19 protein-coding genes are annotated in these 21,109 nt (G+C 64.9%); 10 read left to right on the forward strand and 9 right to left on the reverse strand.

What is annotated here, in order from left to right:
* Position 1 precedes the first annotated feature (1 nt).
* Positions 2–826, forward strand: a complete 825-nt coding sequence (locus A5724_RS20295; RefSeq protein ID WP_067806098.1) for an ATP-binding cassette domain-containing protein — start codon at positions 2–4, stop codon at positions 824–826.
* Between the two features lie 210 nt (positions 827–1,036).
* On the opposite strand, the gene A5724_RS20300 is transcribed toward A5724_RS20295, so the two are convergent.
* Positions 1,037–2,422: a YncE family protein gene (locus tag A5724_RS20300; RefSeq protein WP_067806101.1), complete on the reverse strand. Its 1,386-nt coding sequence runs from the start codon at positions 2,420–2,422 to the stop codon at positions 1,037–1,039.
* A 195-nt stretch (positions 2,423–2,617) separates the two neighbouring features.
* Between A5724_RS20300 and A5724_RS20305 the strand changes: the two genes are divergently transcribed.
* From A5724_RS20305 to A5724_RS20335, 7 genes are all read left to right on the forward strand, one after another.
* A complete protein-coding gene (locus A5724_RS20305; RefSeq protein WP_067806104.1) occupies positions 2,618–5,260 on the forward strand; it encodes a LuxR family transcriptional regulator in 2,643 nt (880 codons plus the stop codon).
* 31 nt (positions 5,261–5,291) lie between these two features.
* The gene (locus A5724_RS20310; protein WP_082965158.1) at positions 5,292–6,371 is read left to right on the forward strand and encodes a hypothetical protein; all 1,080 of its coding nucleotides are present in this window, start codon (positions 5,292–5,294) and stop codon (positions 6,369–6,371) included.
* A complete protein-coding gene (locus A5724_RS33850; protein WP_156752376.1) occupies positions 6,371–7,060 on the forward strand; it encodes a hypothetical protein in 690 nt (229 codons plus the stop codon). Before A5724_RS20310 ends, A5724_RS33850 begins: the two co-directional genes overlap by 1 nt.
* On the forward strand, positions 7,054–8,649 hold the full coding sequence (locus tag A5724_RS20320; protein ID WP_156752377.1) for a GMC oxidoreductase: 1,596 nt from the start codon (positions 7,054–7,056) through the stop codon (positions 8,647–8,649). The genes A5724_RS33850 and A5724_RS20320 overlap by 7 nt, the downstream gene beginning before the upstream one ends.
* A 47-nt stretch (positions 8,650–8,696) precedes the next feature.
* Positions 8,697–9,191, forward strand: a complete 495-nt coding sequence (locus tag A5724_RS20325; RefSeq protein ID WP_067806519.1) for a MarR family winged helix-turn-helix transcriptional regulator — start codon at positions 8,697–8,699, stop codon at positions 9,189–9,191.
* A gap of 253 nt (positions 9,192–9,444) precedes the next feature.
* A complete protein-coding gene (locus A5724_RS20330) occupies positions 9,445–10,389 on the forward strand; it encodes an NADP-dependent oxidoreductase (RefSeq protein ID WP_067806111.1) in 945 nt (314 codons plus the stop codon).
* 56 nt (positions 10,390–10,445) lie between these two features.
* The gene (locus tag A5724_RS20335) at positions 10,446–11,420 is read left to right on the forward strand and encodes an NmrA family NAD(P)-binding protein (protein WP_067806522.1); all 975 of its coding nucleotides are present in this window, start codon (positions 10,446–10,448) and stop codon (positions 11,418–11,420) included.
* Here the strand turns inward: A5724_RS20335 and A5724_RS20340 are convergent.
* The 4 genes from A5724_RS20340 to A5724_RS34950 are packed head-to-tail and all read right to left on the reverse strand — an operon-like array spanning position 11,398 to position 15,918.
* Positions 11,398–12,732, reverse strand: a complete 1,335-nt coding sequence (locus tag A5724_RS20340) for a (Fe-S)-binding protein (protein WP_067806113.1) — start codon at positions 12,730–12,732, stop codon at positions 11,398–11,400. The genes A5724_RS20335 and A5724_RS20340 overlap by 23 nt on opposite strands.
* Before the next feature lie 27 nt (positions 12,733–12,759).
* Positions 12,760–13,962 carry an FAD-binding oxidoreductase gene (locus A5724_RS20345; RefSeq protein WP_067806116.1) on the reverse strand — a complete coding sequence of 401 codons (1,203 nt, stop codon included), beginning with the start codon at positions 13,960–13,962 and terminating at the stop codon, positions 12,760–12,762.
* Entirely contained in the window at positions 13,943–15,421 is a 1,479-nt protein-coding gene (locus tag A5724_RS20350; RefSeq protein WP_082965161.1) for an FAD-binding oxidoreductase, read from the reverse strand. Before A5724_RS20350 ends, A5724_RS20345 begins: the two co-directional genes overlap by 20 nt.
* A complete protein-coding gene (locus A5724_RS34950) occupies positions 15,418–15,918 on the reverse strand; it encodes a CoA transferase (protein WP_082965166.1) in 501 nt (166 codons plus the stop codon). The genes A5724_RS20350 and A5724_RS34950 overlap by 4 nt, the downstream gene beginning before the upstream one ends.
* Before the next feature lie 58 nt (positions 15,919–15,976).
* Between A5724_RS34950 and A5724_RS20360 the strand changes: the two genes are divergently transcribed.
* Positions 15,977–16,723: a FadR/GntR family transcriptional regulator gene (locus A5724_RS20360; RefSeq protein ID WP_197518728.1), complete on the forward strand. Its 747-nt coding sequence runs from the start codon at positions 15,977–15,979 to the stop codon at positions 16,721–16,723.
* 148 nt (positions 16,724–16,871) lie between these two features.
* Entirely contained in the window at positions 16,872–17,063 is a 192-nt protein-coding gene (locus tag A5724_RS20365) for a hypothetical protein (protein WP_156752378.1), read from the forward strand.
* Here A5724_RS20365 and A5724_RS20370 read toward each other — a convergent pair.
* Genes A5724_RS20370 through A5724_RS20385 form a run of 4 tightly spaced genes read right to left on the reverse strand, consistent with a single transcriptional unit; the run spans position 17,060 to position 21,064 of the window.
* Positions 17,060–18,022, reverse strand: coding sequence for a Gfo/Idh/MocA family protein (locus tag A5724_RS20370; RefSeq protein ID WP_067806125.1), 963 nt, complete (start codon positions 18,020–18,022; stop codon positions 17,060–17,062). The genes A5724_RS20365 and A5724_RS20370 overlap by 4 nt on opposite strands.
* Positions 18,019–18,900: a sugar phosphate isomerase/epimerase gene (locus A5724_RS20375; RefSeq protein ID WP_067806128.1), complete on the reverse strand. Its 882-nt coding sequence runs from the start codon at positions 18,898–18,900 to the stop codon at positions 18,019–18,021. The genes A5724_RS20370 and A5724_RS20375 overlap by 4 nt, the downstream gene beginning before the upstream one ends.
* Entirely contained in the window at positions 18,897–19,904 is a 1,008-nt protein-coding gene (locus tag A5724_RS20380; RefSeq protein ID WP_067806130.1) for a Gfo/Idh/MocA family oxidoreductase, read from the reverse strand. The genes A5724_RS20375 and A5724_RS20380 overlap by 4 nt, the downstream gene beginning before the upstream one ends.
* Positions 19,901–21,064: a phytanoyl-CoA dioxygenase family protein gene (locus A5724_RS20385; RefSeq protein WP_067806133.1), complete on the reverse strand. Its 1,164-nt coding sequence runs from the start codon at positions 21,062–21,064 to the stop codon at positions 19,901–19,903. Before A5724_RS20385 ends, A5724_RS20380 begins: the two co-directional genes overlap by 4 nt.
* Positions 21,065–21,109: the final 45 nt, after the last annotated feature.

Consider the following 21,109-nt stretch of genomic DNA (forward strand, 5'->3'; position numbering starts at 1 on the left):
GATGACTGCAACAGTGGACAAACCCGTGCACGACGCCCCTTCCGGTGGCAAGGCGCCGCTGGTCGAGCTGAAGAACGTCGGCAAGACATACGGCAACATCACTGCGCTGAAAGACATTTCGCTTCGCGTACACGCCGGTGAAGTGACCGGCATCCTCGGCGACAACGGCGCGGGCAAGTCGACCCTGATCAAGATCATCGCGGGATACCATCCCCAGACCGAGGGTGAGCTGTTGGTCGACGGTGAGCCGACCACATTCAACTCGCCGAAGGACTCACTGGCCAAAGGCATTGCGACGGTGTACCAGAACCTCGCCGTAGTACCGCTGATGCCGGTGTGGCGCAACTTCTTCCTCGGTCAGGAGATCCGCAAGAATCGCTTCCCGTGGTCACTGGACTCCAACGCGATGCGGGCCACCACATTGAGCGAACTGTCGAAGATGGGCATCGATCTGCCCGACGTCGACGTGCCGATCGGTTCCTTGTCAGGCGGTCAACGCCAGTGCGTGGCGATCGCTCGCGCAGTGTTCTTCGGCGCGCGGGTGTTGATCCTCGACGAGCCGACCGCAGCGTTGGGCGTCAAACAGTCCGGTGTGGTGCTGAAGTACATCACCGCCGCCAAGGAGGCGGGTTTTGGTGTGGTGTTCATCACGCACAACCCGCACCATGCGCACATGGTCGGTGACCATTTCGTGCTGCTCAACCGGGGTCGGCAGAAGCTCGACTGCACGTATGACGAGATCAGCCTGGAACACTTGACGCAGGAGATGGCAGGCGGCGACGAATTGGAGGCGTTGTCGCACGAATTGCGGGGTAAAAGCGCCTGATCCGTGACAAACGTTATGCGATCGTTCACCTCGACGGCAGCATGGCGGCACGGCCCACACTTGCTGGGCACGGCACAATGGGAACGTGCACACAGAACCTGGATCGAAGGCGCACACGCCGGCCTGGCGTGACCCGCTGTCGGCGGGTTTCCGCGCGCACCGTCACCTGCTGTTGTTACGTCTGCGCTGGCATGAACGGCGCGCCGCGGGCTACAGGGGAATCACGGTCAGGCCGGAGTCGCCGCCCACGTAGACGGCGTTGCGCGTCGGGTTGACGATGACCGCCCGCGGCTGATCCGTTGACTTCCCGAGCGGCACCGTGCTGAGCAGCGATCCGGATGCGATGTCGATGACCGAGGCGATCCCGTACTCGTTGACCACCACCAAGCGGTCACCTGACGGGCTGATCGTAATGAATTGTGGGCTGGCGGCGCGGTATTCGTCAACGCCGACGTCGGGCAGCGGGATGTCGTGGACGACTTCGTTGCGTGCGGTGTCGATCACCGATATCCAGCCGACCTCGGTCGCCTCGTCGGAGGACAACCGCACCCCCTGGTTGGCGACGTACAGGCATCGACCGTCGGGGCTCAGTACTGCGGCGGTCGGGATGCTGCGCAGCTGCCGGTCCGCCGATGCTTCAATCCTGATGCGCGCCACCACATTCAACTTCGAGGTGTCGACCACTTCCAACTGGCCGTCGAGATCGTCGACGTCGAGGTACAACCGGCCGCCGCCGCCGGCCAGGATCGGTTGGCGAATGAAGGCGGGGGCGTCGTTGAGCCCGAATGATCCGAGTTCGGTGCCCGTGTCGGCCTCCAGGATCACCACGCCCGCGGTGACGTTGGTGTGCCCGAGTCGATCGCCCGCGCAGACGTAGACCCGCTCGTCTTCGGTGAACATCGCGACGGACTCTCCGCCGGAGACCGCCCCGACCAACACGCGGGCGTCGGGATCCAGGATCAGCACTGCGGGGTCGGTCATCAGCGCGTAGAGCCGTGAGCCGGTGGGGGAAAGGGTGATTGAGGTCGGTGTGCCGTAGCCGACAGGCAGCGAGCCTTCGAGGCGCAGCGAGTCCACCACCCGGTTGCGGGTAGCGCTGCCCTCGGCGATGTCGACGACGCGGATGGCCGCGGCGTTGCGGTCGGCGACGTAGAGCCGTGACGAATCGGACGTAACCGCGAGGCCGCTCGGGTCGACGTCGGAAAGCTCGTCGAATGTGTGCACCACGGTATTGGTCTCGGTGTCGACGACGTTGACGGTGCCGCCGCGGGCGTCGCGTGAGGCTGCGACGTACGCGTATCGCCCGTCGGCCGACAGCGCGATGTCGCGCACGGGCCCCATCGCGGCCACCTCGGAAACCGTCGTCACCGGGCGGATGGGCGCCGACCGCTTCCGGCGGGTGCTCGCCAACGGTCTGCGCCCGAGCGCCCCGAGGACCGCCGAGAAAGCGTTGAGCCAACCTCCCGACTCGGGCACCGTCATGTCCTCGGTCCCGCGGTTGGCTGCTGTGACGGTTGGATGCGCCGACATCGCGACCGCTAATCCCCCGGCCAGCGCAAGTGCCGCCGCGCGCCCGTTGAAAATCGATGCGCCCAACCGTTCATCTCCTATCCCTTCTTGGCAGTCCGCAGAGTTTGCTCCGCTACCGCAGAGTAGGGAGGCGCGCGGGCCCGTATCACGAGTAGTGCACTACCTGTTTCGCGGCCGTCGCAGGTCAGCGCTGAGACTGACGTTCGCCACAGTTTGCTCGTATGCGAGGAGAAAACACGTTCTGCGACATAAGATCCGCGAATGGCCATCGAATGGCGCACGGTTCCGCGCGGGCAATCGCTGGGCCTTTTGGAGTCGACGCTGAAAAGCAAGAACCGGCTGGGCGCGGTGTTAGCCGGCTCGGCGGGAGTCGGCAAAACCGTGCTCGCGCGACACGCCGTCGAACGCTTTGCTCAGCGGCACGGTGGTGTATCCGTGCAATGGCTGGCGGGCACGGCATCAGCCCGCCAGATCCCGTTCGGCGCCTTCAGCCATTTGGTCGACGTCGCTGGCGTAGGCGACTCGCCGACACTGCTGCGCTCGGCGCGGGCGTCGCTGCTGAAACGGGGCGGACAGGGGCTCCTGCTAGCCATCGACGATGCCCACCACCTGGACAATCTCTCGGCGACTCTGGTGCATCAGTTGGCGCTGACCGGGTCGGCGCGGTTTGTCATCACGGTCAGGGCGGGCGAGCAGGCCCCCGATGCGATCACGTCGTTGTGGAAAGACCGACTGCTGGACCGGCTGGACATCGAACCCTTTGATCCTGCACAGACGAAGAGTTTGCTGGAGGCGGTTCTCGGTGGCCCGATGGAAACGTCGAGTGCCGACGAGGTATTCGCCGCGAGCCAGGGAAATCCACTGTATTTGCGACACCTGACGGAAAGCGCGATTGGCTCGGGCGCATTGCGTCAAGTCGACGGGGTTTGGCAATTGCGCGGCCATATCGGGCTGTCGGCGGAACTGTCGGCATTGATCGGCAGGCATCTGGAGGCGCTGCAGCCGTCGGTGATGACCGTGCTGAACTACCTCGCCGTCGAGGAGCCGCTCAGCCTGCGGGATCTGACCGAACTGGCGGGCCGGGAGGCACTGGAAGAAGCCGAGGACGGGCGGCTGATCGAGGTGGTCAAGCGCGGCGACGACCTCGTCGTGCATTCCGCGCACCCGCTGTACGCCGAGCAGGTCCGGGCTTCACTCGGCCAGATCGCGACCCGGCGGCTGCGCACCCAGCTGGTCGCGCAGTTGTCGGCGCAGCCGATCGAACACGTCAGTGCCCGGCTGCGGCTGGCGGCGTTGGCGATCGACAGCGACACCCCGCCGCCGGTCGACGACGTCGTCACCTCGTCCTGGGAAGCGATGCGGCTCGGCGACCTGCTGCTCGGAGAGCGGCTGGCCGAGAGCGCGCTGGACCGCTCGGGCAAGCTGACCGCGCGGCTGCCGCTGGCCCACGCGCTGTCCTGGCTGGGCCGGGGGCCGGACGCCGATGCCGTGCTGGCACCGGTCGATCCGGACAGTCTGTCGGAATGGGACCTGACGGCCTGGACGCTGCCGAAGGCGGCCAACCAGTTCTGGATGCTCGACCAGCCGGAAGCGGCCACCGACTTCTTGTACGCGATGCGCGACCGCATCTCCGAGCCGGCCGCGATCGCGGTCATCGACGCTTTGGTGGCCACCTTTGCGATGAACGCCGGCGATCCGCGCCGCGCGACGGAGATTGCTGTTGAGGTGCTGGATTCGCCTGCCGCCCAAGATCTCGCGGTCGCGTGGGCGGCCGCGACCGCCGCCCTGTCGAGTGCGCGGCTGGGCCGATTCGACGACGTGGACCCGCTGTCCGAACGAGGATTGGCGGCAACGCACTGGGGTCTGCTCCGGTTCACCATCGGGCTCGGTGAGATCACTACGCTGCTGATGACCAAGAGCGTGCCGCACGCGCAGCGGCTGGCGCGGCACTTCATGGAGTTCTCCGAGTTGCAGCAACCGGGCCGAGCGATCGGTGAGATCCTGCTGGCCCGCACGCTGATCGCGGCAGGTGACTTCGACGTCGCATCCTCGCTGCTGCGGCAGTCCGCGGCGGCGTTGTCGGAGACCGGTTACTCCTGGGGTCCGCTGGCGCTGATGTATCTGGCGCAGGCCCTCGGCCAACAGGGTGACGCCACGGGATCGGCAGAAGTGTTGGCGCGTGCCGAATCTCGACACGGCTTGCGGTCCGAGCTGTACGCTCCTGAGCTCGCTCTCGGCCGCGCATGGACGCTGGCGGCGGGCCGCAACATGACCGGTGCGATCAGCGCGGCCCGCGACGCCGCCCGCATCGCCGAGCGGTCCGGCCAGCTTGCCGTCGCGTTGCAGGCGTTGCACGATGCCGTCCGTCTCGGTGACGCCACCGCCGCCGATGCCATCTCGCGGGTGACTGCGGGACTCGACTGCGTCGCCGGCAGGGCAGCACTGGCACACGGCCGCGCGCTGGCCGCCGCCGACGCCGACGGATTGAACGCCGTCGCAGACGAACTCGTTGAGTTGGGCATGAGATGCGCAGCCGCCGACGCGTGCGCGCAGGCGGCCAAGGTGTTCGCCGCGCGCCACGAACGCAAAGGCGAAGTCGAGGCGGCGGGGCGCGCCGCCGAACTCGCGAACGGTGCCTCGACTCCCGCGCTCGATCAGGTGCTCAACCCGTTGCCGCTGACCGGCAGGGAACTCGAGATCGCGATCATGGTGTCCGAAGGGATGACCAACAAGGCGATCGCCGAGCGGTTGTCGGTGTCGGTGCGCACGGTGGAGGGCCACATCTACCGCTCGTGTATCAAGCTCGACGTCGCCGACCGCACACTGCTGGCCGAAGTCGTCGCGTCGGCAAAGTCGAGTACCGGACTACGCAAGACATCCTCGCGGTCGCCGAGCACGCTGTAGCTCGGTACTACCGCGACGGGCAGGAGGTCAGATGGCTGTTGCAGCGCCCCCTTCGACCAATGGGCAGGTCCGGGCGGTCACCGATCCGACCGAGCCGATTCACCAGGACCGTTTCGAGACCATCGAATTTCCGGCCAGGGACGGCTTCACGCTGAACTTCAAGCGGCTGCGCGGTGACGGCGAGCCGCTGCTGATGGTTGCGGGCACGGGCACGCGTGCCAATCTGTGGAACCCGCCGACGAACAACCTGTTGAAGCAGCTCACGGCGCGCGGGTACGACCTGTGGATGCTCAACTGGCGCTCCAGCATCGACCTGCCCGCGATCAACTACACCCTGGACGACGCCGCTGTGCTCGACATGCCGAGGGCGGTCGAGGAGGTCCGCAGGCAGACCGGCGCCGACAAGATCAAGGCCCTGATCCATTGCCAGGGGTCGTGCGCGTTCATGATGGCGATCACCGCAGGCCTGCTTCCCGACGTGTCGTTGGTGATCTCGAACTCGTCGGCGCTGCACCCGGTGATGCCGTGGCAGGCGCGGCTGAAACTGCCGCTGGCCGTTGCGTTTTTGAACGCCGAGAAGGTCTCCGGTATCAATCCGCAGTGGGGTCTGCACGCACCGCGACTGCTGCCCAAGATTCTCAGCTGGTACGTCAAGGCCACCCATGACGAATGCGACAACGCGGTGTGCAACCACACCAGCTTCATGTACGGGTACGGACACCCGACTTTGTGGCGGCACGAGAACCTCAACGACGCCACGCACGAGTGGATCAAGGGCGAGTTCGGCCAGGTGCCGATGTCGTACTACGGGCACATCGCGGACTCGTCCGCGGCGGGGGAGATGGTGTCGACGGGCAATTACCACGAACTGCCTCCGCTGTTCACCGCCGACGCGCCGCAGACCGACGCCCGATTCGTGTTCATGACCGGCGACAGGAACCAGACCTTCCTGCCCGTCGGCATGGGCCGCACGTTCGAATACTTCGAGCGGCACCAGCCTGGCAGGCACACGTTGCAGAAGTTCGCCGATTACGGGCATCTCGACGTTTTCCTCGGCCAGTACGCCGATCGCGACGTGTTCCCGTTCATCCTCGACGAATTGAGCAAGTGATGGTGCTGGAAGCGAATCCTGATCAGTCCGAGGATCAGCTGTTCATGCCGACGGTCGCCGACGTGCGAAGCAAGCTGCGGGTGGCCCGGCCAGGACTGCGGTTCAGTGAAGTGATGAGCGGCATGATCACCATGGGTATCGCCGATCCGGTCAAGGGCTATCAGAACGACGCCGCAATCGCGATGCGTTTGCACGCCACCGTCACGCTGCCGAACCTGCCCGCGTTCATCAAAGATCCCAACCACAAGGGGGAATGGCGCGCGGCGGGATCGATCCCGGTGCTCGGCGGCGACTTGATCGGGATCGGAGACGGTGATTTCGGCCTGTTCCGCCGCGCCATCCGCAACGGCAAAGGCGTGCGCGAAATGGTGTACGACACCACGCTTTCCATCGACGGTCGGCAGTACCGGATGCGCGGCCGCAAGTACGTCGAACCGTCGCCGCCCTGGCGGGTGTGGCCGGCCACCACGACGCTTCATGTGCAACTGTTCCCGACGAGCGGCGGCACCGGCGAACCCATCGCGGCGGGACTCCTCCGGATCACGCTGTGGGGGTTCGTGCGACAGCTGCTGACGATGAAGGTGTTGGGCAACTTCTGGTGGATCGACAGGTGTGCGCACAAGTTGTCCTTCTATCGGTTCTTCGCCAAATCTCTGGTGAACACCTACGTCAAGGGCCGGCGGTGGTGAACACCGAGGAGCGCGCCGACGTCGTTGTCATCGGAAGCGGGTTCGGTGGTGCTGTCGCGGCATATCGGTTGGCCGACCCGAAGCGCAAAGTCGTTGTGCTGGAACGGGGTCGGGACTGGACGAAACATGGCAAAACCCCGCAGGGGCCCCGCGATTACATCTATTCGAGTCGGATGCCCGGCTTGTTCAATGGATGGTTGGACATCCGCTTTCTCGACCAAATGGTGGTGGCCGCAGGCGCAGGGGTCGGTGGCGGCTCGCTGATCTACGCGAATGTGTGCATCGAGGCGCGCGACGAAGCGTTCGACAGTGGCTGGCCGTCGCAGATCACCGCCGACAAGATGCGGCGTTATTACGGCCTCGTCAACGATGTGTTGGCGCCGCAAGTGATTCCACCTGGCCAACACAATCCGCGGATGAGCCGCCTTCAACAAGCGGCGATCGCACTGGGTGTGCCCGACAAGTACAAGCCGCTGCCGCTAGCCGTTGCGTTCGACGAACACGCGGCCGACCGGAACGGTGAGCCGTGGCGCGATCCCCACACCTATGCACCCGATACGTGTGTGCATTGCGGGGAATGTGTCATCGGCTGCGTGAACGGCGCCAAGAAGACGCTCGACAAGAACTACCTGAAGTTCGCGACGGACAACCGTAACGACACCCAGATCCGCCCGCTTTCACTCGTGACCCATATCGAGGGCGGGCCACATGGCGGGTGGCGTGTGCACTACCTCGACTTCAATGAACGGGTGGGTCGCCGCAAGCGTCACATCGACGGAAAGATCGTGATTTTGGGGGCGGGATCGATCGGATCGACCGAGATCCTGCTGCGGTCACGGGACGGCTTCCGCACGTTGAAGAACCTGCCGAAGTCGTTGGGCCGTGGCTGGAGTCCCAACGGTGACTTCCTGACGCTGGCGCGGTACAAGAAGGGCGAAGACCGCCCCTGGCTCGAGCCCACCAAGGGTCCGACGATCGGCGGGGCGATCGACTTCCTCGGCGGTGTCGATCTGCCAGACGACAACATGATCGGGTTCGACGGCCGAATCTTCATCGAGGACGGCGGACTACCGAACATCGGTGCACATGTCTTGAAAGCATGGGAGAACAGCCACTGGCCAAAAAAGTGGGTGTACCGAAAAGCCAGTGAGCTGACCGACTTTCGCAGCATGATTCCGTGGTTCGGGCAGTCGATCGATGCCGCGGACGGTGAGTTCTCGCTGCGCAGCCCACTGAGATTCTGGCGGGCGCGGACGCGGCTGAATTGGAATCCCCAACGCTCGGTCGGTGCACTGGACGCATTCAAGGACGTCCATGTCGCAATGACGTATGCGACGCACGGCGAGCCGATTCCGCTGGCGACCTGGAGTCGCCTGCGGACCCTGGTCACACCTCATCCGCTCGGCGGCTGCAATATGGCTGCGGCGCGGGGTGCCGGCGTCACGAAGCACGACTGCGAGGTGTTCGACCATCCGAACCTGTTCGTGATGGACGGCGCGGTGATTCCGCGCGCCATCGGCCGCAATCCGTCGAAGACCATCGCCGCGATCGCCGAACGGAGTTGCGAGAAGCTTCTCGAACGGCTCTAGCCGCGAGACGCCCGGCGCTTCGAGGTCGAAGCACTATGCTGTTCGGCATGACTGAGGCGCTCAATCCCACTCAGTTGCGCACGTACTTCGCGTTGATGGAGGCGGTCAGCTTGCTTCAGCACGCGGTGCGCCAGCAGTTGCAGGACGAAGGTGGCTTGAGCTATGTGCAATTCGAGATCTTGGCCAAGCTGGCCGACGCTGATGAACCACTGACCATGACCGACCTCGCCGACGGTGTGGTGTACAGCCGATCCGGTTTGACGCATCAGGCGGGACTGTTGGAGGCGCAGGGGCTCATCACACGCTCGGCGTCCCCCGTGGACCAGCGTGCGACGCTCGTCGAGATCACCCCCGATGGTCGCGCCCGCGTCGCGGCGGTGTTGCCCGGCCACATCCTGGTCGTGCGCGAATTGCTCTTCGATTCGCTGACGAGCAATGACGTGCGTGTCCTCGGCGACATGATGACCAAGGCTCGCGACCACATGCGGCGTCGTCCGCCGCGGTCGGCGGCGCCGCGCAAGCGACGCGCCGGTGCCGCTTGATCGTGCATTCCTGACGACGGAGAAACCCGCCGGGGGGATGCTCGCGTCGCACGAATTCTCCCTCGGCTAGACACGCTCGGATCGCAGCGGCGATGACGCGATCAGCGTTTTGCGCTGCATCGCTTCTGGCATGACTTCCTGCTTGCACACACATGTGACGCGCGTCACTACCGGCAGGGAATTGCTTCGATGTCGGAGCAGTTACACGGCAGGTAACTGCTTCACGTTCGAAGCATTCGACTGAGGAGGAATCATGAAGGCTGTTCGGTACCACCGTTATGGCGACAGCGACGTACTCGTGTACGAGGACGCCCCGCGACCAGTTCCGGGCCCCGGACAGGTACTCATCCAGGTGGCCGCCACTTCGTTCAACCCGGTCGACGCCGGGATTCGTGGCGGCTATTTGGCGCAGGTGTACACGATCAACTTTCCGCACATTCCCGGTGTCGACGTGGCCGGGACGATCGCCGAGGTCGGTGAGGGCGTGCAGGGCTGGAATGTCGGCGACGCCGTTGTCGCGTTTCTTCCCCTGGATGCCGATGGCGCCGCCGCGGAATACGCGCTTGCCCCAGCGAATTCACTGGCCGCCGCGCCGACGTCGGTTGAACTTGCCGACGCGGCAGCACTACCCGAGGCTGGGTTGACTGCGTGGCAGTCTCTCTTCGAGATCGCCGAGCTCAGCGGGGGCCAATCGATCCTCATCAACGGTGCCTCGGGTGCAGTGGGTGGTTACGCAATTCAGTTGGCCAAGCAGGCCGGCGCCGTCGTCACCGCAACGGCAAAGGATCGCGACGCCGCCCGGCTGCGTGACTACGGCGCCGACCGCATTGTGGACTACATCGACTACACGCAGTCCCCGATCACCGTCGACGGAGCGCCTTTTGACGTCGTACTCAACTTGGTTCCCACGACCGACGAGCAGACCGAAGCATTGATCGGCGTCGTCGGCGACGGCGGCTTCCACGTCGGCACCATGGTCGTCGGGCCGGAAAACCCCGAACGCAACGTCCGCACGCAGCGAGTATTCGTGCGCAGCGACGCCGACCAGCTCGCCGGATTGGTGCGCCGCGTCGACGAGGGGAAGCTACGCATTGAAGTCGTCAATCGCCGTCGGCTCGCCGAAGCTGCTGCGGTGCACCGAGATTCCGACGCTGGGCGCCTGCATGGCAAGACGATTCTCCAGCCGGCGGACCGATAGTCGCACGAAGAGACGGCAAATAGACACATCAATTTTTGAACCGAATGGAGAAGATCATGTCCAATAAAAAGCTGATCGCCGTAGTGGGCGGTACCGGTTCGCAAGGCGGCGGCCTGGTCCGGGCAATTCTCGACGACACCGCAACGGAATTCCGGGTGCGGGTCCTCACCCGCAGTGCACAGTCCGCGACGGCGCGCGAACTTGCCGCCGCTGGTGCCGAGATCGTCGAAGCCGATCTCGAGGACGGGGCGAGCGTGGTCAGGGCATTCGACGGCGCCGACGGTGCGTTCGTAGTCACCAACTACTGGGCCGAACGTTCCGCGGAAGAAGAGGCCGAAGGAACAAGGGCCGACATGGAACTCCGACAGGCCGACAACGCGGCGCTGGCGGCCAGGCAGGCCGGCGTCAGTCACGTCATCTGGTCGACGCTCGAAGACACTCGTGACGTCCTCGGTGACGACGACGGCGTGCCCACCGTCGAAGTGCGGTACAAGGTTCCGCACTTCGACGCCAAGGCCGAGGCAGATGCACTGTTTCGCGACTATGACGTCCCGACAACTTTCCTGCGCACGACGTTCTTTTTCGAGAGCTTCCTGCGCGGCGTAGGCCCGATGCGGGTCGACGACGGCTCGCTGGTACTGACGCTGCCGATGGCCGACCAGTCCCTGTCAGGGATCGCCGTCGCCGACATCGGTAAAACCGCGCTGGGCATCTTCAAACGAGGGGCACCGTTCATCGGCCAGACGGTCAGCATTGCGGGCGATCACCTGACCGGCGATGAGTACGCGTCGGCGTTCAGCGAGGCCTTTGGTGAGACTGTCACGTACCGTCCGGTGAGCTGGGATGCTTTTCGCGCGCAGGGGTTCCCGGGGGCTGTCGAGATGGGCAACATGTTCCAGTACTACACGCAGAACTCGGCACGCTTCGCTGGGGACAGGGATCTGGCCGCGGTGCGCGAGCTCAATCCGGAACTGCAGTCGTTTCGCGAGTGGCTTGCGCGCGCCGCGTTCACACCGCCTGAGCCGATTTAGTTCTCCATCGGCCAGTTTGCTGCCCACTCGTCACCGGATTGACGCCGCGAATGGAGAAATCGATGAGTTCAACGGGGTGAAACAGCGGCACACCATCCAGGTAGCGGGCAATCTGAAGCAGGCAGCCGGGGTTGCCGGTCGTCACCGCATCGGGCCCAGTGGAGAGAATGTTGGTGGCTTTTCGCTTGCCGAGTTCATCGCCCGCCTCCGGCTGGACCATGTTGTAGGTTCCCGCTGAGCCGCAGCACAATTCGGATTCCGGTACTTCTAAAAGCTCCAGCCGGGGGATGGTCCGCAAGACGTTGCGGGGCTGTTGGCGGATCTGTTGGCCGTGCGCGAGGTGGCAGGCGTCGTGGTACGCGATGCGGGCGGGGATCGGGTGCCGGGCCGTTTGCGGAGTCAAGCCGGCCAGCACCTCACTGATATCGCGAACTTTTTCGCTGAACCTTGCGGCGCGCTCGGTATATTCGCGATCATCGGCCAAGAGCTGGCCGTACTCCTTGAGCGTCGACCCACAGCCCGCGACATTGACCACGATGTCGTCGACATCAGAGTCCTCGAACGACTCGATCATCTTGCGCGCCCGCGCAAGCCCTTCGTCCTCACGGCCGGAATGGACGCTCAGTGCGCCACAACATTCCTGCTTTGGCGTGATGACTTCACAGCCTTCGGCCAGCAGCACCCGTACGGTTGCCTCGTTCACCTGAGCGAAGAACACCTGCTGGACACAGCCGGTGACCAGGGCTACCCGCCGTCGCGGCTTGCCGACTGGTCGGCGAACCCCTCGGTGGCGAGTGACGATGTTTCGCAGGGCCACCCGCGGCATCAGCGCCTCCAATGCGCAAAGCCGCGCCGGCAACAAGCGCATCACGCCGCTCTTGTGGAGCAACCACCGCGCACCCGATCGCTGATATAGCCAGGCGCCCAGCGCAATCACGCGAAGTCGGGCGGGGTAAGGGAACACGAAGAAGATCAATGCGCGGAACAGTCGGTCGGTCACGCTACGGGGCACCGCCCGTTCGATCTGAGGTCGGACCGCCTCCAGCAGTTGGTCATACTGCACACCGGAGGGGCAGGACGAAACGCAGGCCATGCATCCCAGACACGTGTCGAAATGCTTGGCGAAACTGCTGTCGATGGGTATCTGACCGTCGGTCGCGAGGTTCATCAAGTGAATGCGTCCCCTTGGGGAGTCCATTTCCTCACCCCACAATTGGTAGGTGGGGCATGTCGGCAAGCAGAACCCGCAATGTACGCATTCCGACAGCAATTCGGGTTTAGGCGGATGGTGATCGTCGAACGAACTCGCCATGTGAAGTCAGACTCCTTCAATCGTCCATCAGAACCACGGATGGAAACGTCCGCGTCCAAGCAGATGGTTTGGGTCATAAGCGGTCTTGATCGCGCGCATGGCAGCGACCGCCGACGGCGGCGACCCCCACGCGGCGACCATGTCGTTCAACTCTCTGGGATGATCACGGAGAACCGTTGACCCGCCGAGTCTTTCGACTGACTGACGCCATTGAGAAATAACGTCGGCATGACGGGACAGCACTGGCGCATCCACCGTCAGGTCGACTCGTCCAGTGAGAACCGACGCGGCGACGGAGCAGGTGGCCTGCTGCTCGGAACCGATCCGATCGGCGTCCTGCACGAGGGCAGGAACATCTGTTGGTCGCGCGAGGGCACGCATTTCCGTTGTGCACGCATCTTCACCGCTGTCAGGTTTGCCCAATGCATGTCGTAGCCAGACTTGGGCAGCTTCGTCGGCAGTGAATGCGTCGCATGGGCGGTCGGCGATGCGCATGGCTGCGTCGAGGCGTTCCTGCACACCATTGCCGGTGCCTTCAAAACGGATCAGCAGCAGGCCGTTGATCCACTCGGCAGCGACGGGATTCAGAGCGGCCTCGGCGATGCGGCGAGCGCAGGCCGTCGCGTCATCGATATCCAGTTCCATGGTCATCGTCCCGGTCGCCGCCGGGATGGGGTGTAAGCGGAATGTGGCGTGTGTGATGAGCGCCAAGGTGCCGAGTGATCCGGACACCAACCGGGCGAGGTCGTACCCGGCGACGTTTTTGATGACGTTTCCTCCGGAGCGCGCGACGTGGCCGTCGACGAACGCGAGGCCGGCGCCGATGACGAGATCGCGGGGCCCGCCGAACGCCAGCTGAGAAGGGCCCTGATCGGCTGTGGCGAGGAGGCCGCCGACGGTCGCACCCCGATGAATACGTGCCGCGTCGATGGCGAGGCGCTGATTGTGCTCGGCCACTACTGCCTGGAGGTCGGCGACGCGCATACCCGCACCGACCTGGATCGTCATATCGGCGGGTTCGTAACTGAGGATGGAATCGATTCTGCCAGTGTGGATCACGGTATTGGGATCGGTGTTGCCGCCCCAATTCTGCGCGGTGCCAGCGCCGGCGATGTCGATGGTGGCGCGATCGTGCGCCGCACTGCGCAGGCACTCGGCCGCCTCGTCAACGGTCTCCGGATTCCAATCCGAGTGCGAAGCATGCTGGACACTAGAATCGTTCGATGTCACCGGTGACCTCCAGCGGGTGAGGAACATAGATTCCCGGTTTCTCCCCGCACAACCGGGGCGTTGGCAGGAGTTTTCCGGGGTTGCACAAGCCGCTGGGGTCGAGGGCTTGACGAAGGCACCACATCGCCTTCAGGTCCGCCGCAGAGAACATCTTCGGCATCGAACAGGCCTTGTCGATGCCGATACCGTGCTCGCCGGACAGCGATCCGTTCATCTGTACGCACAACTCGGCGATCTTGCGAGACAGCTCTTCGGCTTGTTCCAGCTGTCCGTCCGCCTCGCTGTAGAGCACCAGTGGGTGCAGATTGCCGTCGCCGGCGTGAAAAACGTTGGCGACACGAAGACCGGATTCGGCTGCCATTTCTGCTATCCGCGAGAGGATTTCACCGAGTCGCGTGCGCGGGACAACGCCGTCTTGAACGATGTAATCGGGACTGATGCGCCCCACTGCCGCGAACGCGGCCTTGCGTCCACGCCAGATGATGGCTCGCTCGGCCGCGTCCGCGGCGATGCGGATCTTTGTCGACCCGGTGTCTAGACAAATCTGTTCGACAGCCTCGAACTCGAGTATCGATTCGGCGGCGGGACCGTCATTCTCCACAATCAGCGCAGCAGCGGTGTCCAGGCTGTACCCGGCCCCCACCGCCTTTTCCGATGCTTCGATCGCGATGCTGTCCATCATCTCGATCGCCGCAGGCACAATGCCTGCGGCGATGATCCGGGTGACGGCCTCGCATGCGGCAGTGATCGACGGGAAGTCCGCGCACAGAGTGTGCACACTGGCAGGATTTCGAACGAGTCGAACAACGATCTGGGTGACAATGCCCAAAGTGCCTTCGGAGCCCACGAATGCAGCAAGAAGGTCGTAACCGACCTGCTCGCGGTTGACTCCGCCAACACGCACCACCTCCCCGTCCGGCAGCACCACTTCGAGCTCGAGCACATGGTTCACGGTGAAGCCGTACTTCAGGCAGTGCGCACCCCCTGAATTCTCGGCGACGTTGCCGCCGACGGTGCACACTTGCTGGCTCGACGGATCAGGGGCGAAATGTAGACCGTAGGGCGCAGCCGCCTTGGAGATGTCGATGTTCGTGACGCCCGGTTCGACCGTCGCGCGGAGATTGACCGGATCGATGTCGACGATGCGGCGCATGCGTTGCAGCGAGACCACGATGCCGTGCTCGATCGGCATCGCGCCGCCGGACAATCCCGTGCCTGCGCCTCGCGCCACGTAGGGCACCCCGAACTCGATACAGGTCAGCACCGCTTGGCGAACGTCGTCGGTTGAATCCGCAAGAACGACTGCGCTTGGTACCACACGGAATCCGGTGAGGCCGTCGCACTCGTACGTGCGAAGGGCTGTCTGGTCGACGATGACCGCATCCGGGCGGAGTCGCTTCTGCAAAGTGTCGAGGAATGCGTCGCGTTTACTGGCGGGCGCCACCACGGTGGGTGTCATATCGTCTGAACCTCCTGTGTGGCAGTGCGATTGGGCAGCGCCGGTGGCGGCAAGCGATAAGTCACGGGTGTGGCCGAGAGCTTGAGCGGACTCGTCACCTGTGGGATGGCCCGATCGCCTTCTCCGACAACAAGCTGCGGTGCGAGACCGAGTTGCTCTGCGAGCGCTAAGGCTTCGTGGATCGAGTCGGCGGATGCCGCGAGTGCGGCGGCGGCGACGGCGTCGTCAGGATTCTGCAGATCCAACACCACAGAGCACTTGTTGCGGTTCACGCTCCAGAAGTACGTCGCTTCACCCTGGGCAGACGGCGGTCCCCACGAGCGGGTGTCGTCGCCGGTGTCGCGTTCCACCTTGATCACGTCGGCACCCAAGTCGCCGAGCAACATGGTCGGGGACGGCCCCGCCAGTATTCGGCTGAGGTCCAGGACTCGGACATCACTCAGGCTTTCTCCCCGCTCACCGGCCCACTCGACGCGGTCCGATGTTGATGATGCCATCGTCGCCCCTTTGTTGGTAAGACCATCACCCGCGGTCTTACACGCTAAATTTCTTCGTGTGACGGTGCAAGAGGATTCGGGTGCGCAAACCACTGGATGGTCCAAAGTTCGGCGTGCCCGCGTCCACGAGCTTGTGATCGATCAGATCGAGCAGCGCATCCGGCAAGGCGGACTGCACCGCGGTGACCGCCTCCCCAGTGAACGGCAGCTGAGCCAGTTGTTGGGCGTCAGCCGGCCATCGGTCCGCGAGGCACTGCACTCCCTGGAGGCGCTCGGCATCATTGCCGAGCCGGTCACCTCGGGCCCGGAGTCGACCAAGGTACTGGCGACTGAACCGTCGGACGCGTTGACCAGCATGCTTCGGCTTCACATCGGGTTGAGCAACTTTTCCGAGGTGGAAGTCGTGCAAACCCGCCTCATCGTCGAAGAGTGGGCGGTTCGTGAAGCAGCGTCGTCGGCGACAGTCGATGACATCGCCGAGTTGTGCAAACTGCTGGACGCGATGGAAAAACCGGGCGTCGACATTCTGCAGTTCAACGCCCTCGACTCGCTGTACCACACCAGAATTTCGCAGGCCAGCGGAAATCGTCTCATCGCCTACCTCACCGGCGCGTTGCGCGACACGGTAGAGCGGCACCGGCTGTCCGCGATGCGGCAACTCGGGCCGTGGCAGGACGTGTCGAAGGACCTTCAAGTGCAGCATCGTCGAATACTGGACGCCATTGCGGCTGGTGACGGTGCGGCTGCCGCCGCAGCGTTGCGCGACCACCTGCACCACACCTATCCGAAGTCATCTGACGACTGACGCCTGCCGATCTGCTCGGTGTGTGCCGGAAGCTCTTATCCGCGGATTGAAAATTGGGTCTAGCGTGCCGATGGACAGACCATCGCTGCTGGCCCCAGAGGAATCCGACGTATGAGTGGCCACGCCTCCGCGTGGGAGCATGGCGTGGATGGGCGCCGGCGATTTCGTCGACTCGTCAGTGGCCGGCGCCAACTACGGCTACTCACCGATGTGGGCTTTGGCGCTGGCACCGCTCAGCCGGTACTTCCTCACCAACGCCATCGCGAAGTACGGACTGTGCAACTCGGCGGGAGACGAAACGATCATCCAGGGTTCTGTACCGCCTTTCGGTGATTCCTAGCGCGGCGACATGCCCGCCGCTCGATACGCCGCATCGACGTATGCCATGTTCTCAACCGCGTCGGCGGTGTCGATCGGTAGCGGCGCACCGTGCTCCACGTGGTTGGCGAATGCCTCGAGTTGGTAGGTGTACGACGGGCGGGTGCCCAGCCGCTCGACCGTCGTGCCTGCGGGGGTGTTGATCGTGAGTCGGTCGTCGACGTGCGGTCGGATGAAGTTGTGCGCCAACACATCGCCGCGCGTCCCGACGATGCGAAGCGTGAATGTGTAGTCGTGGGCGACCATCGAGTTCGCGCTCAGGCCCGTTGCGCCGTCGGGGAACGCCAGCTCGACGTCACACCACGCGTCGATTCCAGGGGTGCGCTGCTCGGCGTGGGCGCGCACCACCGACGGATGTCCGAGTCGGCGCATGACATGCATGCCGTAGCACCCGAGATCCATCAACGCGCCGCCCGCCAATTCCAATGACCAGCGCGGGTCGTCGTCCTCTGGGGCAGGCATCGCCATCCGCACCTCGACATGCACCAACTCGCCGAGCGTGCCGTCGCCCGCCAACTCCAGTGCGCGCCGGGTCACCGGATGGAACAGGTAGTGAAAGCCCTCCATCACAGTCACTCCCGCGGCGTCGGCGGCCGCGGCGACGCGCTGCGCCTCCGCCCGGTCACGTGCGAACGGCTTCTCGGTCAGCACCGGTTTACCCGCCGCCACCGCCGCCAGATTCCACGGTGCATGCAGCGAATTGGCCAGCGGGTTGTAGATGACGTCGACCTCGGGGTCGTTGACCACCGCGTCGTAGGACGGCAAAACCCGTTCCACACCATGCTTTTCGGCGAACATCTGCGCTCGGTGCGGATCGCGTGCCGCGACGGCAACCAATCGGTGTCCCAATTCGTGCGCGGGGCCGACGATCGCCAGTTCGGCGATGCGCGACGCGCCGAGCACCCCAATTCGTACGGTCATGCCGGGACGGACCGACAGACGTCGTTCAGGTACGCCACGCTGGTCCGCACATCGCGTACCGGTCCTTCATCGACGGGTTCTGCGGCGAGAATGGTGTCCTGTTCCATCACGAACCATCCGTCGAAGCCGTTGCTGCGCAACGACGTGACGATGCCGGCGATATCGACGTCGCCGTGGCCGAGCGGTGTGTACATCCCGCTGCGGACGGCTTCGGTGTAGGTGAGCTCACCGCCCTGCACGCGGGCGGCCAACGCGGCGTCGACGTCCTTGAGGTGCGCATGCGCGATGCGGCCGGGCACTTCGCGGGCCAGTTGCAGCGGGTCGGTGCCGCCGATCAGCAGGTGCCCGGTGTCCAGGCACAGCTTGATCTGCGAGCCTGCCAACACGCGGTCGACGTCGCTTCGCGTCTCCACCATCGTCCCGACGTGCGGGTGCAGTACAGCGACGACACCCCTGTCGGCCGCTGCCGCCGCAAGCCGGTCGAGATTGCCCAGCAGCGTTGCCCATTGGGCGTCGTCGAGCGTCGGGCGCGAGTCGTACCCGTCGGTGCCGGTGGCCGCCGCCAGCACCAGGACGTCGGCGTCGCAGGCCAGTAACGAGTCGAGGGGACCGGCGATGTCGAGCAGCGGATCGTGGCCCGCGTTGTGCAGCAGGACGGGGACGAACACGCCGACACAACTGAGCCCATAGGACTGCAGCAGCGCCGTGAGCTCCGGCGGATTGGACGGCAGGAAGCCGTCTGGCCCCAGTTCTGTTGCGGTCAAACCAAGCTCACGCATCTCGGCGAGCACGCGCTGCGCCTCAAGCTGATGGCCCCAGCCCGGCACCTCGCACACACCCCAGGAAATCGGCGCTCCCGCGATCTTCACGTTGTTCACTTCGACCTCACATCCTCGATCCGAACCGGGACACCGCGCCGCAACGACTCCGTCGCGGCCTCCGCCAACCATGCGACCTCGACCGCGTCGGCCACTGTGCAGGCAGGCGCTGCGGTGCCGTTGACCACATCGACGAACGCGCTCAGCTCGGCGCGGAATGCGTCGGTGAAGCGGTCCATGAAGAAGTGGTGCGCCGGGCCGGCCGGGAACTCGTTGTCCGGGTCCATATTTCGCACGGGTGCGCCCTGATCCCATCCGGCGACGACGGTGTCATGAAATCCGTGTACCTCCAGGCGGCAGTCGTAGCCGCGACCGTTGTACCGCGCCGCGGACACCAGTCCGATGGTGCCCTGGTCGAACTTGACCACCACGGCGGCGGTGTCGACGTCGCCGTACTCGGTGAACCGCGGGTCGCCCTGCACGCTGCCGGTCGCGTACACCTCGACCGCCTGCTGTCCGGTGATCCACCGCAGCACGTCGAAATCGTGTACGGCGCAGTCGCGGAAGATGCCGCCCGAGCCTGCGATGTACTCCATCGGCGGGGGAGCGGGATCCATCGTGGTGCTGCGGACGGTGTGCAGCAGGCCGAGCGAGCCGTCGTCGACCGCGCGCTTGGCGGCGGCGAACGCGGTGTCGAACCGTCGCTGATAACCCACCTGCACCGGCACCCCGGATTTGGCGATCACCTCGGCGATTCGCGCACTCTCCGCGGCGGTCGCGGCTATCGGTTTCTCGCAGAAGGTGGGCAGCCCGCGGTGGACGGCGGCCAGCGTCAGCTCGGCGTGCGCAGGCGTCGCCGCCGAAACGACCACACCGTCGATGCCCGACGACAACAGCTCCTCTACGGAATCTGCGGGTGTGGCACCGTGTTTCGCGGCTACTGCGGCGACTACGTCGGCCCGTTCGTCGGCGACCACAAGCCGGTCGACTCCTTCCAGGCCGGAGAGTGTCTCGGTGTGGAACGCGCCGATGCGGCCCAACCCGATTACCCCGAGTGCGGTCACGGTTTTCTCCGATCGTCTTGGTCGCGCAGTGCGACGTCGAGTTGTTCTGGGGTGAGGTCGTCGGCCAACGCGGCCAGCACGGTGTCCACCTGACTTGGTGGTGCCAGGCTGCCGATCGGCTGATCGCTGTCGAGGTTGGTGGGAAACGCGTAGCCCTCGGCGGTCGCGACGACGGCGTTGAGCAGGTCACGCTCGGGGCGGCCCGCCGACTTCATGGCGCGCAGGGCCGGATAGATCGCCCGCACCATCGCGGTGCGGTCCAGCGCCTCCATCGCGCGACCGAACGGCGACGAGATCTGCAGCAGGTTGGCGATGCGTCGGATGCTGCTCGACACATTCGAGCCCGCACCGTGATACAGCGCGGGGTTGAAGAACACCGCGTCCCCCTTCGCGAGCGGTACCTGCACGTGGTGCTCGGCGAAGAAGTCGATGAACTCGGGGCGGTTGAACGCGAGGTAGCCGCCCGCGAACTGCTGGGAGAACGGCAGCAACATCGTGGGGCCACTTTCGACCGGCATGTCGCAATGGGCCACCGCACCCTGCAACGTCAACACCGGCGAGGCGTGGTGCAAATGGGCGGGATAGGCGGCGAGGTGCTCGTCGGGGACGAAACCCAGATGGTAGTCACGATGCGGAACCTGTTGAACGCCGCCAGGATTCACCACATTTACCTGCGAGGTCACCTGATACCGCGGGCCCAGCCATGCCTGCGACACGAGGGCAAGGGCGTCGTTCGCGTAGTACGCGGCGAACACCTGCGGGTCGTGCAGCGCCAGCTTCTGGGCAGCGTTCCAGATACGGTCGTTGGCACCGGGCTTGCCGAAGTGGTCACCGGCCGCGGTGCCCGCGGCGCGCTGGGCGTCGATGATCGCGAAGAACGCGTCGCTGGCCCGGTCGACGACATCGCCGTCGAACGCGGCCTCGAAGACCACCACCCCCGGGCCGTCGGTCAGCGCGTGGATGAGTTCCGACTGCAGCGTCCTGCGGTCGGCGGCGGCGACCGCGCCCGGCGAATAGCACAGCACGTTGCTTCTGACGTCAGACGCGAGCGGGTACTCGTCGAGGTCGACACTGCGCGACACCTGCGCGCGAAAGTCGTCGAGGCGCAGGTCAGCCTCGTCGATCCACGCCCTGGGTGTCGTGCGCACGGTGGCCGTCATGGTTCGATAGTCTTGCTGTGAGCTCGACCCCAATCAACGCCAAAA

Origin of the sequence: Mycobacterium sp. ACS1612 (assembly GCF_001667505.1) — a bacterium.
Classification (GTDB): Bacteria; Actinomycetota; Actinomycetes; order Mycobacteriales; family Mycobacteriaceae; genus Mycobacterium.